At 72.9% G+C, this 13,108-nt stretch carries 17 protein-coding genes and 1 riboswitch; of the genes, 11 read left to right on the top strand and 6 right to left on the bottom strand.

Features of this window, described 5'->3' with window-relative positions; genetic code table 11:
* Positions 1–93: 93 nt before the first annotated feature.
* On the top strand, positions 94–1,293 hold the full coding sequence (locus tag OG370_RS02035; protein WP_328459931.1) for an 8-amino-7-oxononanoate synthase: 1,200 nt from the start codon (positions 94–96) through the stop codon (positions 1,291–1,293).
* Here OG370_RS02035 and OG370_RS02030 read toward each other — a convergent pair.
* The gene (locus OG370_RS02030; protein WP_328459929.1) at positions 1,265–1,516 is read right to left on the bottom strand and encodes a DUF397 domain-containing protein; all 252 of its coding nucleotides are present in this window, start codon (positions 1,514–1,516) and stop codon (positions 1,265–1,267) included. The genes OG370_RS02035 and OG370_RS02030 overlap by 29 nt on opposite strands.
* On the bottom strand, positions 1,513–2,367 hold the full coding sequence (locus OG370_RS02025; RefSeq protein ID WP_328459927.1) for a helix-turn-helix domain-containing protein: 855 nt from the start codon (positions 2,365–2,367) through the stop codon (positions 1,513–1,515). The genes OG370_RS02030 and OG370_RS02025 overlap by 4 nt, the downstream gene beginning before the upstream one ends.
* Before the next feature lie 265 nt (positions 2,368–2,632).
* Here OG370_RS02025 and OG370_RS02020 point away from each other — a divergent pair, with 265 nt between their 5' ends.
* Positions 2,633–3,061, top strand: a complete 429-nt coding sequence (locus OG370_RS02020; RefSeq protein WP_328459925.1) for an ATP-binding protein — start codon at positions 2,633–2,635, stop codon at positions 3,059–3,061.
* Between the two features lie 30 nt (positions 3,062–3,091).
* Here OG370_RS02020 and OG370_RS02015 read toward each other — a convergent pair whose 3' ends face one another.
* Complete coding sequence (locus OG370_RS02015; RefSeq protein WP_328459923.1) at positions 3,092–3,829, bottom strand: GNAT family N-acetyltransferase; 738 nt, start codon at positions 3,827–3,829, stop codon at positions 3,092–3,094.
* 236 nt (positions 3,830–4,065) lie between these two features.
* Here OG370_RS02015 and OG370_RS02010 point away from each other — a divergent pair, with 236 nt between their 5' ends.
* The 5 genes from OG370_RS02010 (at position 4,066) to OG370_RS01990 (ending at position 7,852) form a co-directional block, all read left to right on the top strand.
* Positions 4,066–4,734, top strand: a complete 669-nt coding sequence (locus tag OG370_RS02010) for an ADP-ribosyltransferase (protein ID WP_328459921.1) — start codon at positions 4,066–4,068, stop codon at positions 4,732–4,734.
* Positions 4,735–4,851: 117 nt separating this feature from the next.
* A complete protein-coding gene (locus OG370_RS02005) occupies positions 4,852–5,298 on the top strand; it encodes a hypothetical protein (RefSeq protein ID WP_328459919.1) in 447 nt (148 codons plus the stop codon).
* A gap of 98 nt (positions 5,299–5,396) precedes the next feature.
* Positions 5,397–6,326: a hypothetical protein gene (locus OG370_RS02000; protein WP_328459917.1), complete on the top strand. Its 930-nt coding sequence runs from the start codon at positions 5,397–5,399 to the stop codon at positions 6,324–6,326.
* Between the two features lie 108 nt (positions 6,327–6,434).
* Positions 6,435–7,625 carry a permease gene (locus OG370_RS01995; protein ID WP_328459915.1) on the top strand — a complete coding sequence of 397 codons (1,191 nt, stop codon included), beginning with the start codon at positions 6,435–6,437 and terminating at the stop codon, positions 7,623–7,625.
* A complete protein-coding gene (locus OG370_RS01990) occupies positions 7,622–7,852 on the top strand; it encodes a hypothetical protein (protein ID WP_328459913.1) in 231 nt (76 codons plus the stop codon). Before OG370_RS01995 ends, OG370_RS01990 begins: the two co-directional genes overlap by 4 nt.
* Before the next feature lie 185 nt (positions 7,853–8,037).
* On the opposite strand, the gene OG370_RS01985 is transcribed toward OG370_RS01990, so the two are convergent.
* From OG370_RS01985 to OG370_RS01975, 3 genes are all read right to left on the bottom strand, one after another.
* Complete coding sequence (locus tag OG370_RS01985) at positions 8,038–8,535, bottom strand: C40 family peptidase (RefSeq protein WP_328459911.1); 498 nt, start codon at positions 8,533–8,535, stop codon at positions 8,038–8,040.
* A 3-nt stretch (positions 8,536–8,538) separates the two neighbouring features.
* Positions 8,539–8,670: riboswitch (cyclic di-AMP (ydaO/yuaA leader) on the bottom strand.
* A 506-nt stretch (positions 8,671–9,176) separates the two neighbouring features.
* Positions 9,177–9,512 carry a hypothetical protein gene (locus OG370_RS01980; RefSeq protein ID WP_328459909.1) on the bottom strand — a complete coding sequence of 112 codons (336 nt, stop codon included), beginning with the start codon at positions 9,510–9,512 and terminating at the stop codon, positions 9,177–9,179.
* A 6-nt stretch (positions 9,513–9,518) separates the two neighbouring features.
* Positions 9,519–10,184 (bottom strand): ATP-dependent Clp protease proteolytic subunit, encoded by a 666-nt coding sequence (locus OG370_RS01975; protein WP_328473722.1) that lies wholly within the window; start codon positions 10,182–10,184, stop codon positions 9,519–9,521.
* Between the two features lie 182 nt (positions 10,185–10,366).
* Here OG370_RS01975 and OG370_RS01970 point away from each other — a divergent pair, with 182 nt between their 5' ends.
* From OG370_RS01970 to OG370_RS01955, 4 genes are all read left to right on the top strand, one after another.
* On the top strand, positions 10,367–10,657 hold the full coding sequence (locus OG370_RS01970; protein WP_328459907.1) for a type II toxin-antitoxin system Phd/YefM family antitoxin: 291 nt from the start codon (positions 10,367–10,369) through the stop codon (positions 10,655–10,657).
* Between the two features lie 67 nt (positions 10,658–10,724).
* Positions 10,725–11,027, top strand: coding sequence for an urease subunit gamma (locus OG370_RS01965; protein WP_328459905.1), 303 nt, complete (start codon positions 10,725–10,727; stop codon positions 11,025–11,027).
* 12 nt (positions 11,028–11,039) lie between these two features.
* Positions 11,040–11,372: an urease subunit beta gene (locus OG370_RS01960; protein ID WP_328459903.1), complete on the top strand. Its 333-nt coding sequence runs from the start codon at positions 11,040–11,042 to the stop codon at positions 11,370–11,372.
* On the top strand, positions 11,365–13,104 hold the full coding sequence (locus tag OG370_RS01955) for an urease subunit alpha (RefSeq protein WP_328459901.1): 1,740 nt from the start codon (positions 11,365–11,367) through the stop codon (positions 13,102–13,104). The genes OG370_RS01960 and OG370_RS01955 overlap by 8 nt, the downstream gene beginning before the upstream one ends.
* Positions 13,105–13,108: the final 4 nt, after the last annotated feature.

Below are 13,108 nucleotides of genomic sequence, written 5' to 3'. Positions count from 1 at the left end.
GCCCGGCCAATGGCGCACCGCACAACATCAGCGGCCGGGTATGTGTGCATCACCACACCCGGTATCGGGCCGCTCACCCAGTACGTTGCTGGCGTGGACAGCACTTCTCAGCAGCACGGACCCGCCGACGGACCCTTCGGATGGCTCACCGCCCAGGACCGGGTGCGGCGGGCCGCCGGCCTGCGCCGCGAACTGCGGCCCCGGGCGGCCGACTCGCCGCTGCTGGACCTGGCCGGCAACGACTACCTCGGCCTGACCCGGCACCCGGAGGTGGTCCGGGCCGGCGCCGACGCCTGCCTGCGCTGGGGCGCCGGCTCCACCGGCTCCCGGCTGGTCACCGGCAGCACCGCGCTGCACGCCGAACTCGAGGCGGAGATCGCCGCGTTCACCGGGTTCGAGGCCGCCCTGGTCTTCGCCTCCGGCTACGCCGCCAACCTCGCCGCCATCACCGCGCTCACCGGCCCCGGCACCCTGCTGGTCTCCGACGCGGCCAACCACGCCTCCTTGATCGACGGCTGCCGGCTGTCCAAGGCCAGGACCGAGGTGGTCCGCCACGCCGACCCCGAAGCGGTCCGCAAGGCGCTCGGCGGCCGCGACAGCGGCGAGCGCCCCGCCGACGGCGCGGGCGGGAACGCGTTCGTCGTCAGCGACGCGGTCTTCTCCGTCGACGGCGACGCGGCGCCGCTGCCCGAACTGGCCGCCGCCTGCCGCGCGTACGGCGCGGCGCTGCTGCTCGACGACGCGCACGGCCTGGGTGTCATGGGCGACGGCGGCCGGGGCAGCGCCCATGCCGCCGGGCTCGCCGGAGCGCCCGACGTGGTGTGCACCGCCACCCTCTCGAAGTCCTTCGGTGCCCAGGGCGGGGTGGTGCTCGGGCCGGCCGCCGTGATCGAGCACCTCGTCAACGCGGCCCGCACCTTCATCTTCGACACCGGACTCGCCCCCGCCGCCGCGGGCGCCGCGCTGGCCGCGCTGCGGCTGCTGCGACGCGAGCCGGACCGGGCCGCCCGCGCCCGCCAGGTGGCTCGGGACTTCCACCGGTTGCTGACCGGGCACGGCCTGGACACCACCGCGCCCGACGCGTGCGTGGTGTCCGTGCGCGCGCCCTCGCCGGACGACGCCCTCGCCTGGGCCGCGCGCTGCCGGGAGGAGGGCCTGGCGGTCGGCTGCTTCCGCCCCCCGTCCGTGCCGGACGGGGTCTCCCGGCTGCGGCTGACCGCGCGGTGCGACCTGACCGGCCCTCAGGTCCGCCGCGCGGTCGACGTCATCGCCCGGGCCGCTCCACCGCGCTGAGCGGCCCGCCGTCGGCCAGATCCCGGACGAAGTCGCTCCACGCCTGCGGGGCGAAGAGCAGCGCGGGCCCGCGTACGTCCTTGGAGTCACGGACCGCGGTCAGACCCGAGGGGAGCCTGGCGGCCTCCACGCAGTTGTTCGCCGCGGTGCTGTGACTGCTGCGCCGCCAACTAGCGCCGCCGAGCGTCTCGCTGGAGGAAATAAAACGGGGCAGCGTTGTCATGAAACCTCCTTACGAATGCTGTTGATCATTTCAGCCGACTCCTCCCGGTGAAGAGCGCGGCCACTCAATCGGGCGAACGCTGCTCCGTACGCCGCGATGTCCTCTTTCCGATCGACGTAGAGACTACTCGTCAAATGGTCGACAACCACCACGTCGAGATCGGCAATGCGCGGAAATGAGAAGATGACGAAAGAATTCGTCACTCCTTGGTGTCCGCCGGCCGCGAACGGGAGCACTTGCAGACGCACCTGGGGCAGCTCCATCGCCTCGCGCAGCCGCAGCAGTTGCTCGGCCATCACCTCCGGGCCGCCCACCCACCGCCGCAGCACCGACTCGTCGAGCACCGCCCACAGCTCCAGCGGCGGGTCCTGGCGCAGGACGGCCTGCCTGGCTATCCGGACGTCAACGAGCGCGTCCACCTCGCGCTCGGTGAGTTGGGGCATCACGTCGCGGGTCAGCGCGCGGGCGTACGCCGGGGTCTGGAGCAGTCCGGGCACCACGCTGTTCTCCATCGAGCGGGCCCGGCTGGCACCCGTCTCCAGGGTGATGAAGTCGCGGTACTCCGGCGGCAGCACGTCGCGGAAGTCGTGCCACCAGCCGCGCTGGTAGCCGCGGCCGGCGAGCGTCGCCAGCAGGTCGCGCAGGTCGCCGTCGCGTACCGCGTACACGCTCAGCAGCACCTCCACGTCCTCGGGGCGCACGCTGCTGCGGCCGGTCTCGATCCGGCTGACCTTCGACTGGTGCCAGCCGGCCAGCCGGGCCGCTTCCCCGCTGGTCAGTCCGGCCAGATCGCGCAGCCGGCGCAGCTCCTCGCCGAGCCGGCGCCGGCGTACGGCCGGGACTCGTTCCATGATGTTTCGCGCCTCCTGGGCTGAAGTGGTGCGGTCGTCGTCCGTCGCGAACGCCGCGATACGACAGTGTGCCGACCAAATGCGTTCTCACGTAGCAGAGTTCACCGTTTTGAGCGACAGATATATGCATAGCGCGCTCGCCGGTCCTAATGGCGGCACGATGGATGACACTCTGGCGCGAATCAGCCGCATCCGGACCCGGAACGTACGGACTCCTCCGTCCGCGCCGGCGTCCGGACCCGGCGAGAAAGGGAACAGCGTCACCATGGCTGACCTTCAGGAAGCATCCGTCACCCTGCCGAGTGACCCCGTAGCGGTGTCCGCGGCGCGGGCCTACGTGTGCGCACGGCTCGCCGAGTGGGGGCTGCCGCCCGACGCGCCGACCCTGGACTGCGTACGTCTGGTCGTCTCCGAACTCGCCACCAACGCGGTGCTGCACACCTCCGGCCTGTCACCCAACTTCACCGTGGACATCCGTTTGGAGCACAGCGAGCACTTGCACATCGGCGTCACCGATTCGCACCCGCGCTGGCCGCAGCGCCTGCCCGGCGCCGTCCAGCAGGACAACGGGCGCGGCATGGCGATCGTCCGCCACCTCGTCGCCGAGTCCGGCGGCACGTTGCGGATCATCCCGACCTGCGACGGCGGCAAGACGGTCTGGATCATGATCCCCTGGGCGATCCCCGTGCTCTGACCAGCAGCCTCCGGGCCGTCGGCGCGCGCCTCACGCGTCGGTCCGGTCCGGGGCCGGCGGGTGCGGCGGGTACGGGTGCGGGTGCGGCGGCAGCGGGTCCGGGGCCGGCACCAGCAGGGCCTCGGCGCCGACCGGGGTGAAACCCGCGGCCAGGAAGGCGCGCAGGCTCGCCGCGTTGCCTGGGGCGATCTGCGCCCACACCGGGGCGCCGTCCGGCACCAGATGGCGCGCGGCCACGGCCAGCGACCGCCCGAGACCCTTGCCGCGGGCCCGGGGTTCGACCTCCACGGCCGTCTCCCAGCGGCCGGCCACACCGCGGCCGAGCAGCAGCGTGGCGCCGGGGACGGTCCAGGCGCGCACGCTGTCGCGGTGCCGCAGCGCGCGCACGATCCGGGGGTGCGAGCGGTCGGCGGTCTCCAGGAGCGCGGGGCCGGGCGGCGGACCCGGCAGCGGACCCGCCACCGCGAGGACGTCGATGTTGTTGACCGGGCGGCCGGTGCGGGCCGTGAGCGTGCTCAGGAAGGGCGGGTTGAGCGGCGCGGACAGGTCGCCGGCCGGCAGCAGCTCCCGCAGCGCGGCCCCGGAGTCCTCCCGGTCGTCCGGCCCGGCGTCCACGTCCGCGAACACCACGCTGTGCGCGGTGAACGCGATCACCCCGGCATCCCGGGGCGACGGCTGCGGCACGAACGCGACGGTGCCGTCGGGCGGCGGGAAGGCGCCGCGCGCGACATCGGCGAGCAGGCGGGCGAGTTCGGTGGGTCGGGCCATCCCCGCATTCTCGCCCCCGGCGGGGGAGCGGTCCCTGGCAGGTCCCTGGCAGGTCCTTGGCAGGCCCCTGGCGGGGACCGCTCCCCCGCGGCGAGGCGCCGGCGCGTCAATGCCGCGCTGACTTCACGTCAACTCCGCTCTGAAACAGCACCGGTACGGTTTCGGCGACGTGCGGACGCGCCTACGATCGGGTGACGTTCAGCGGTCCCGGCTTCCGTGACCGGCACGCTACGTCCATGATCATGAACCGAGTCCGGTCGCTCGCCGCGGCCGGCGCGCTGACCCTCACCGCCGTTCTCGCCACCCAGACGTCCTCCGGTGCGGCGACGGCGGCTCCGACCCGGGCTCCCGAAGCGCCCGCGGCCGCCGCGGACTTCTGCCCCGTCGTCCACGACCCGCTCTTCGCCGCCGCCGACCGCAGCGTCGACGTCCACCGCATCGTCCCCGACCCGCCGACCTACCGCCGCACCTGCGGCGAGCTGTACCGCGCGGACGGGCGGGCGCCGGCCGTGGTCTTCCACGAGGGCTTCCAGCCGAAGGCCCCGCAGGACGGGCAGTACGACCTGGCCGCCTACGTCGAGGTCAACCAGCCGTCGCCGTACGTCAGCACCAGCTACGACCACGACCTCTACAAGCAGTGGAAGTCCGCGTACAACTACTACATCGACGCACCCGGCGGGATCGACGTCAACGCCACGATCGGCGACACCCACAAGTGGGCCGGCCAGCACGAAGTGGCCTTCGCCGGCGGCATCGACCGCCGCTTCGTCGTCGGTGCCTGCCCGGTGGACAAGGCGACGAAGAGCGAGGTCCTCTCCGGCTGCGTGCGCAACCCCTTCTACACCCCCTGGCGTCTCGTCCCGGCCCCCGAGCCCCAGGGCCCGGAGCTCGTCCCGGCGAACTGACCGGGGCGCCCGCGCCGTATACCCCGTGTGGGTATACGGTCGGGGTGGGAGCGGCGCAGCGGCCGGGTGGTCCGGCGGCTGCGTGGCGCGGGACGTCGAGCGGGAAGGGAACGGGTGATGGCAGGCGTGGGGGTGGCCGGTCGGCGGGGTATCGCCCGTCTCCTGCTGGCCTGCGCCGTTCTGGCCGGCCTGTTCCTCATGCACGGCGCCCCGTCAACCGCCGCCGAAGGATGCCACGGTGACGTGACGTCGCTCGCCGCCATGCACGCGGACTCCGGCGGTCCGATGGCGGTTCGCGGACCCGCGACGGCGCCGCGCTCCGGCAGTGCCGTCGACCACGGCGCGCGGGCGGCGGCGCCGGTCATGGCACACGGGGAGAAGTGCGTGTCCACCCCGGCCCGCGGGCGCGGCCCGCTGCCGGTGAACGCGTCGGCGGCCGTCGTCACGGTGGCCGCCGTACCGGTGTTGGTCGGCCGCGCCGCACCGGTCGGCCGCAGGTGGCGGCGCGGACCGCCAACGGGCGGGCGCGACCTGCTGCTTCGGGTGGGCATCGCGCGGACCTGAGCAGGCCGTGCCGGAACGGCGGTTGTGCCGGTTCCGGCGACGCGTCCTGCTCGCTCCGCGCGCCCGTCGTGGCGCGCCCCTCCGGAAAGAACCTCCCGATGTCCTCCTTCCTCCGTCCCTTCGCACACCACCGCGCCCTCTTCGCGGCCGGCGCGGCCGCCGTACTCGCGCTGGCGCTCGCCGGGTGCGGCTCCTCCGGCGACGCCGCCTCGACCCCGGCCGGATCGACGGCGCCGTCCACGGCTGCCGCGACGCCCTCGTCCGTCGGTTCCGCCCACGACGGCCCGACCATGCCCGGCATGGACCACATGGCCGGCGGCGACGGCCTGTCCGCCGCCATGGACGGGTACCAGCTGACCAGCGCGACCAGGACGCTCCCGGCGGGCCGGCCGGGCGCCTACCGGTTCACGGTCACCGGGCCGGACGGCAGGCCGGTCACCGACTTCGCGGTCGATCAGACCAAGCGCCTGCACTTCTATGCCGTCCGCTCGGACCTGACGGGCTTCCAGCACCTGCATCCGGTCATGGCGGCCGGGACGTGGACCGCGGACCTGGCCGAGCTGAAGCCCGGCGCCTGGCGGATGTTCGCGTCCTTCACGCCCGGCGGCGGCCCGGGCACGGGCAGGGCGTTCGTCCTGTCCCGCACTGTCGCCGTGCCGGGGCCGGCCACCATGGCGGCGCTGCCCGCGCCCGCGCCGTCGGTGCGCGTGGACGGCTACACCGTCGGCGTCGCGGGCGAGTTGATGGCCGGGATGGAGCACCCGCTCACCGTCACGATCACGAAGGCGGGCAAGCCCGTCACCGACCTGCAGCCGTATCTGGACTCGTACGCCCACCTGACCGCCTTCCACCAGGGCGACGGCGCGTTCGCGCACCTGCACCCGACCGCGCGGGTGGACGGTGACCACGGCGGGCCGCAACTGTCCTTCCACGCGGAACTTCCCTCGGCCGGCGACTGGCGGCTCTTCCTGCAGTTCCGGACCGCCGGCACCCTGCACACCGCCGCACTGACGCTCGGCGTCGGCTGAACCGGTGGGGGCCGCCCTGTTGGCGGCCCCCACCCACGCCTCCGGGCCGCCCCGCGACCTCGCTCCGGCCCGCCCTTCAAGGAGCACCCGGCAGGGAAGGTTTCGTCCATGCACGCCGTACTGCACGCGCTGTCCATCACGGGCTCCATGACCTGGGAGATCACCTGGGCGCTGATCCTGGGCTTCACCCTGTCCGCCGTCGTCCAGGCGATCATCCGCAAGTCCACGGTGGTCGCGCTGCTCGGCGACGACCGCCCCCGCACCCTCGCCGTCGCCACCGGCCTGGGAGTCGCCTCCTCGTCCTGCTCCTACGCGGCGGTGGCGCTGGCGCGCTCGCTGTTCCGCAAGGGCGCCGACTTCACCGCCGCGATGGCCTTCGAGATCGCCTCCACCAACCTCGTCGTCGAACTCGGCGTGATCCTCGCGCTGCTGATGGGCTGGCAGTTCACGCTGGCCGAGTTCATCGGCGGCCCCGTCATGATCATCCTGCTCGCCGTGCTGTTCCGGCTGTTCCTGCGCGACCGCCTGCTGCGCCAGGCACGCGAGCAGGCCGAGCGCGGCGTGGCCGGGTCCATGGAGGGCCACGCCGCGATGGACATGTCCGTACGGGCGGAGGGCTCGTTCGCCCGCCGGCTGCTGTCCCGCGAGGGGGTCACCGCCACCGCCCACGTGTTCGTCATGGAATGGGCGGCGATCCTGCGCGACCTGGTCGTGGGGCTGCTCATCGCCGGCGCGATCGCGGCCTGGGTGCCGGACTCCTTCTGGCGGGCCTTCTTCTTCTCCGGCCACCCGCTGGCGTCCAAGCTGTGGGGACCGCTGATCGGGCCGCTCGTCGCGGTGGCGTCGTTCGTCTGCTCGATCGGCAACGTGCCGTTGGCGGTGGTGCTGTGGAAGGGCGGCATCAGCTTCGGCGGGGTGGTCGCGTTCATCTTCGCCGACCTGCTGATCCTGCCGATCCTGAACATCTACCGGAAGTACTACGGCGCACGCATGGCCCTGTTCGTCCTCGGCACCTTCTACCTCGCCATGGTCGTCGCGGGATACGTCGTCGAACTCCTCTTCGGCGGCCTCGGCCTGATCCCCGACCAGGCCGACGCGAAGATCCCCATGCAGGGCGTCAGATGGAACTACACCTCCTTCCTCAACATCGCCTTCCTCGTCCTGGCCGCCGCCCTCCTGGTGCCCTTCTTCCGGACCGGCGGCTCCGGGATGCTCCGCATGATGGGCGGCGCCCCCGACGCCGATGACGCCGAGCACGCGGATCACGCGGATCACGCGGATCACGCCGGGCACGGGTGACGGGGAAGGCGCTCAGACCGGTTCCGGGCACCCTGCCCTGGTGGGTCCGCGCGTCCGGCCCCGCCTCGCCGGGCTACTGGGGGGACGACTGTCTGCGGCACGCTGCCGTCGGCGACACCGGCCGTACCCTCACCGGCATCGCGGTCCTCCTCGCCGTGGCAGTGGCCGGCGGAGCGACGGCGGCCTGGCGGGTGTCCCGCGGGTGGGGCCGGGCCACGGCGATATGACGAGGCGTCAGCGGGTGGGGCCGTAGGCGCGCGGCGGGCACGGGCGGGCGCGTGGTTCGTGCCTGGGCGCGGACTTGGGCTCGGCTGGACCCTCGCGCCACCGTGGAGGGTGCCCGGGGCCCGGGCCGCGTCGACCGTCGGGGGCACGGTGAGCGTGCGGCCGAGTGCCCGGCCGCCGGGCGGCGTCAGTTCACCCGTCCGTACCAGACGCCGCTGGTCCAGATGTGTTCGAGCCGGACCGTGCTGCCGGTCTTCGGCGCGTGCCAGATGTTGCCGTCGCCCGCGTAGATCCCCACGTGGTAGACCGACGCGCCGGACGAGCCGCTGTGGAAGAAGACCAGGTCGCCCGCCCGGCGGGAACCCGCCGAGATGTGCGTGGTGCGGTTGTACTGGGCGGCGGCGGTGCGCGGCAGTTGCTCGCCCGCCTGCTTGAACGAGTACAGCGTCAGCCCCGAGCAGTCGAAGCGGTACGGCCCGGTGGCCCCCCACTGGTAGGGCGAGCCCTTCTTCGACGCGGCGATGCTCAGCGCCCTGGCGGCCATGGTGGCGGCGTCGGCCCGCTGGGCGTTGCCCGGCAGCAGGATCGGGACGGCGACGGCCGCTACGGTGAGCAGAGAGGCGGCTCCGAGCCGCGAGAGCCGGGAAGTGGCCGGCCGAAAGCAGATGCGGTTGGGCGTGCACATGCGCAACCCTTCGTCATCAGCCTGCGAAGGATGACCTGTCGGGTTCGGGCTGGCGAAGATGCCCGGCCGCATGCAAGCGGCTTCACCCCAAGGGTGCTCCGGAGCCCGCCGGAGACCGGTGGGCGCCGGAGCGACCCGTCGTGCTGGGTCCTCCGCTCCTGCCGTTGCACTCGTGTCGACCTGGCATCCGCGCGTCGGCAGGACTGGGCATCCGCACGGACCGCCCCGCCACGGCGGCGGGGGCTTGTCGTCACCACGGATGGTTACGCACACAACGGGGCGGCGCCGGGACAGAAACGCGCGATGTGAGCTTCATCACATTGCATCCACCCGGGTGAACCGCCGCCCCCGCGAGCTGCTCACGTACCCCCGCCGTACCCTCTGAACTGCGCTGACCGGTACCGGCGAAGCCGGAGTCCAGCCGACACGCGCAATCGCGCACCCGTTTGCCACGAGAACTTCCGATACGCCAATGGGCTGATGCGACCGGCGGTCGTGTCGCGGAAAACGGTGACACGCGGTGATGACGGGCGGGTTCGGCCGGGTGTGTGCGACCGCGCCGCCTCCGCGGTGCTGCCGCCTCCGTAGCGCCGCCGACGGTGCGGCCCGACTGCGTGCCGCCGACGGCGCGCTGCCGTGGTCTACGCCGACGGGCCGCCGCTGCCACCCGGGTCCGCCGCCGGCTCGGGTGCCACCGCGACCCGCGCGGCCCGCCGCTCCCCGTCCAGTACCCGCAGGGCGCGGCCGAGGGTGGCGTGGTGCAGGTCCGTCTCGCCGCGCAGGTGCATCACCGTGAGCGCGTCCCGCATCGCCAACGCCCGGCTGACGAGTGCCTGCGCGGCCCGTAGCGCCGAGTAGGTGTCAGTGGTGCGGGAGGGGTTGATCCGGCCGAGCAGGTCGACCAGTTCCAGATAGCAGTCGATGAGTTCGCCCTCGGAGCGCGTGAGGGCGGGCAGCGGCGGGAGTTCGGGCGCCACGCCGGCTCACCGCGGGCCGGTGCCGCGCGAGCCGTTGCCGGCCTTGCGGCTGGTGGTCAGCATGTCGGCCAGCCCGTACGCGACCGCCGCTTTCGCGTCGAAGATCGTGTCGCGTTCGAGGTCGGCGGAGATCCGCTCCGCCGGCTGGCCGGTGTGCCGGACCAGCAGGGCCTCCAACTGATCGCGGGTGCGCAGCATTTCGTTGGCCTGGATCTCCAGGTCCGAGGTGTCGCCCCGCACCACGTCGCCGAGCGAGGGCTGGTGGATGAGGATGCGCGCCCCCGGTGTGATCATCCGCTTGCCCGGTGCGCCCGCCGCCAGCAGCACCGCGGCCGCCGACGCGGCCTGCCCGATGCAGACCGTCGCCACGTCGCAGGTGACGAACTGCATCGTGTCGTAGATGGCGGTCATCGACGAGAAGGAGCCGCCGGGGGAGTTGATGTAGAGGTTGATGTCCTGGTCGGGCGAGGCGCTCTCCAGATGGATGAGTTGGGCCATCACGTCGTTGGCCGAGGTGTCGTCGATCTGCGTGCCCAGGAAGACGATGCGCTCCTGGAGCAGCTTGGAGTACGGGTCCATCGTGCGGACGCCGTTGCTGCTGCGCTCGGTGAACTCGGGCAGCACGTAACGGGCCGTGGGAGTCAGGGGAGAGGCGGACGCCAGGTGCGTCATGAAGCTCGGGGTCGCGGGCGTCGTGTGGTCGGTCATCGCACACCTCCGTAGGTGCCGCGTCGGCGCCCGCCGGCTCTGCCGCCGGTTCCGGGGTGGGAGCGGGGGCCGGCGCGGACGTCGGTCGCGGCATCAAGCCGTCAGGTCAAAATGTACAGGACGTACATCTCGTTATGATGGGGAGCATGACCCATGACGTCCCGGTGACACAAGCCCGCGCGCAGCTCGCCGAACTGATCAACCGCGTGGTCTACGGCGGCGAGCAGGTGGTGCTGACCCGGCACGGCAAGCCCCTGGTCGGCCTGGTCTCCGCCGCTGACCTGCAACGACTGCGGGAACTCGACGAGCAGGCCGAGGACCAGGTGATCAGTACGGTCTCCACGCTGGGCGGCCGCGCGTCCGCCACGGGCGAACGCCACCGGTTCGGCATCGCCGCCGAGCACCGCGGCCCGCAGCCGGGCGACCGCCGCCCGTAACAGCTGTTAACGCGTTCGAAACCGCGCCGAACTAGCCTCACGGGCCCGGAGACTGTGAGGTGCGGCTGTGCGGTTGACCCCCCATGAGCAGGAGCGGCTGCTGATCCATGTGGCCGCCGACGTGGCCGAGCGGAGGCGCGCCCGCGGGCTGCGGCTCAACCACCCCGAGGCGGTCGCGCTGATCACCGCGCACATCCTCGAAGGCGCCCGCGACGGGCGGCGGGTGGCCGAGCTGATGGCGTCCGGACGGACCGTGCTCAGCCGGGCGGAGGTCATGGACGGCATCCCCGAGATGATCCCCGAGGTACAGGTCGAGGCCACCTTCCCCGACGGCACCAAGCTCGTCACCGTCCACCAGCCGATCGTCTGAGGGGCGGCGCCCGTGATCCCCGGAGAGATCCTGACCGCTGCCGGTGCCGTGCCGCTCAACGTCGGCCGCCCGGTCACCCGGCTCACCGTGCTCAACGCCGCCGACCGGCCGGTACAGGTCGGTTCCCACTACCACTTCGCCGAGGCCAACCCGGCGCTGCGCTTCGACCGCGCCGCCGCTCGCGGCCGGCGGCTGAACATCGCGGCGGGCACCGCCGTCCGGTTCGAGCCGGGCATCCCGGTCGAGGTCGAGCTGGTGCCCGTCGCCGGGCAGCGCGTCGTGGCCGGACTGCGCGGCGAGACCGCCGGGCCCTTGGACGAGCAGAGCGGAGCCGCCGGTGCCTGAACTGTCCCGGGCCGTATACGCCGACCTCTACGGACCCACCGCCGGCGACCGTATCCGCCTCGCCGACACCGACCTCCTGATCGAGGTCGAACGCGACCTCGCGGGCGGGCCCGGCACCTCCGACCACCCCGGCACCGCGGGCGACGAGGCGGTCTTCGGCGGCGGCAAGGTCATCCGCGAGTCGATGGGCCAGGGCCGTGCCACCCGCGCCGAGGGCGCCCCCGACACCGTGATCACCGGCGCCGTCGTGCTGGACCACTGGGGCGTGGTCAAGGCGGACGTCGGCATCCGCGGCGGCCGGATCACCGCGCTCGGCAAGGCGGGCAACCCGGAGACGATGGACGGGGTCCACCCCGACCTGGTCATCGGCCCCGACACCGAGATCATCGCGGGCAACGGCGCCATCCTGACCGCCGGAACCATCGACGCGCACGTCCACTTCATCTCGCCGACCCTGATCGACCAGGCACTCGCCTCCGGCGTCACCACCCTCGTCGGGGGCGGCACCGGCCCGGCCGAGGGCACCAAGGCGACCACCATCACCCCCGGCGGCTGGCACCTGGCCCGGATGTTCGCCGCGCTGGAGGCGTACCCGGTCAACATCGGGCTGCTCGGCAAGGGCAACACCGTCAACCAGCCCGCCATGCACCAGCAGTTGCGGGACGGCGCGGTCGGCTTCAAGATCCACGAGGACTGGGGCGCGACGCCGGCCGCGATCGACGCGTGCCTGCGCGTGTGCGAGCACAGCGGCGCCCAACTCGCCATCCACACCGACACGTTGAACGAAGCGGGGTTCGTCGAGGACACCCTCGCCGCGATCGCCGGACGCGGCGTGCACGCCTACCACACGGAGGGCGCGGGCGGCGGGCACGCACCCGACATCATCACCGTCGTCTCGCAGCCGTACGTGCTGCCGTCCTCCACCAACCCGACCCGCCCGCACACCGTCAACACCGTCGAGGAGCACCTCGACATGCTGATGGTCTGCCACCACCTCAACCCGGCCGTCCCGGAGGACCTCGCGTTCGCCGAGTCCCGCATCCGCCCCTCCACGATCGCCGCCGAGGACGTGCTGCACGACCTCGGTGCCATCAGCATCATCAGCTCCGACTCCCAGGCGATGGGCCGGATCGGCGAGATCGCGACCCGCACCTGGCAGACCGCGCACGTCATGAAGCGCCGCCGCGGCGCACTGCCCGGCGACGGCCCCGCCGACAACCACCGCGCGCGCCGCTACGTCGCCAAGTACACGATCAACCCCGCCATCGCCCAGGGCCTCGACGCGGAGATCGGCTCGGTGGAAGCGGGCAAGCTCGCCGATCTGGTGCTGTGGCAGCCCGCGTTCTTCGGGGTCAAGCCGCAACTGGTCATCAAGGGCGGCCAGATCGCCTACGCGCAGATGGGAGACGCCAACGCGTCGATCCCCACCCCGCAACCCGTGCTGCCCCGGCCGATGTTCGGCGGCGTTGGCGCCGCGCCCGCCGCGAACTCCGTCAACTTCGTTACCCAGGCGGCCATCGACGACGCGCTGCCCGAACGCCTCGGCCTGGCCAAGTCCTTCACCGCGACCCGCGGCACCCGCGCCGTCACCAAGGCCGACCTGCGGGAGAACGACGCGCTGCCCCGGGTCGAGGTCGACGCCGACACGTTCACGGTGCGGATCGACGGGGAGACGGTGGAGCCCGCGCCCGCCGTCGAACTTCCCATGGCCCAGCGGTACTTCCTCTTCTGAGGCA

It is taken from the genome of Streptomyces sp. NBC_00448, assembly GCF_036014115.1.
Classification (GTDB): Bacteria; Actinomycetota; Actinomycetes; order Streptomycetales; family Streptomycetaceae; genus Actinacidiphila.
The sequence above is the reverse complement of the archived record's forward strand: the minus strand, read 5'-3'. Positions and strand labels throughout refer to the sequence as shown.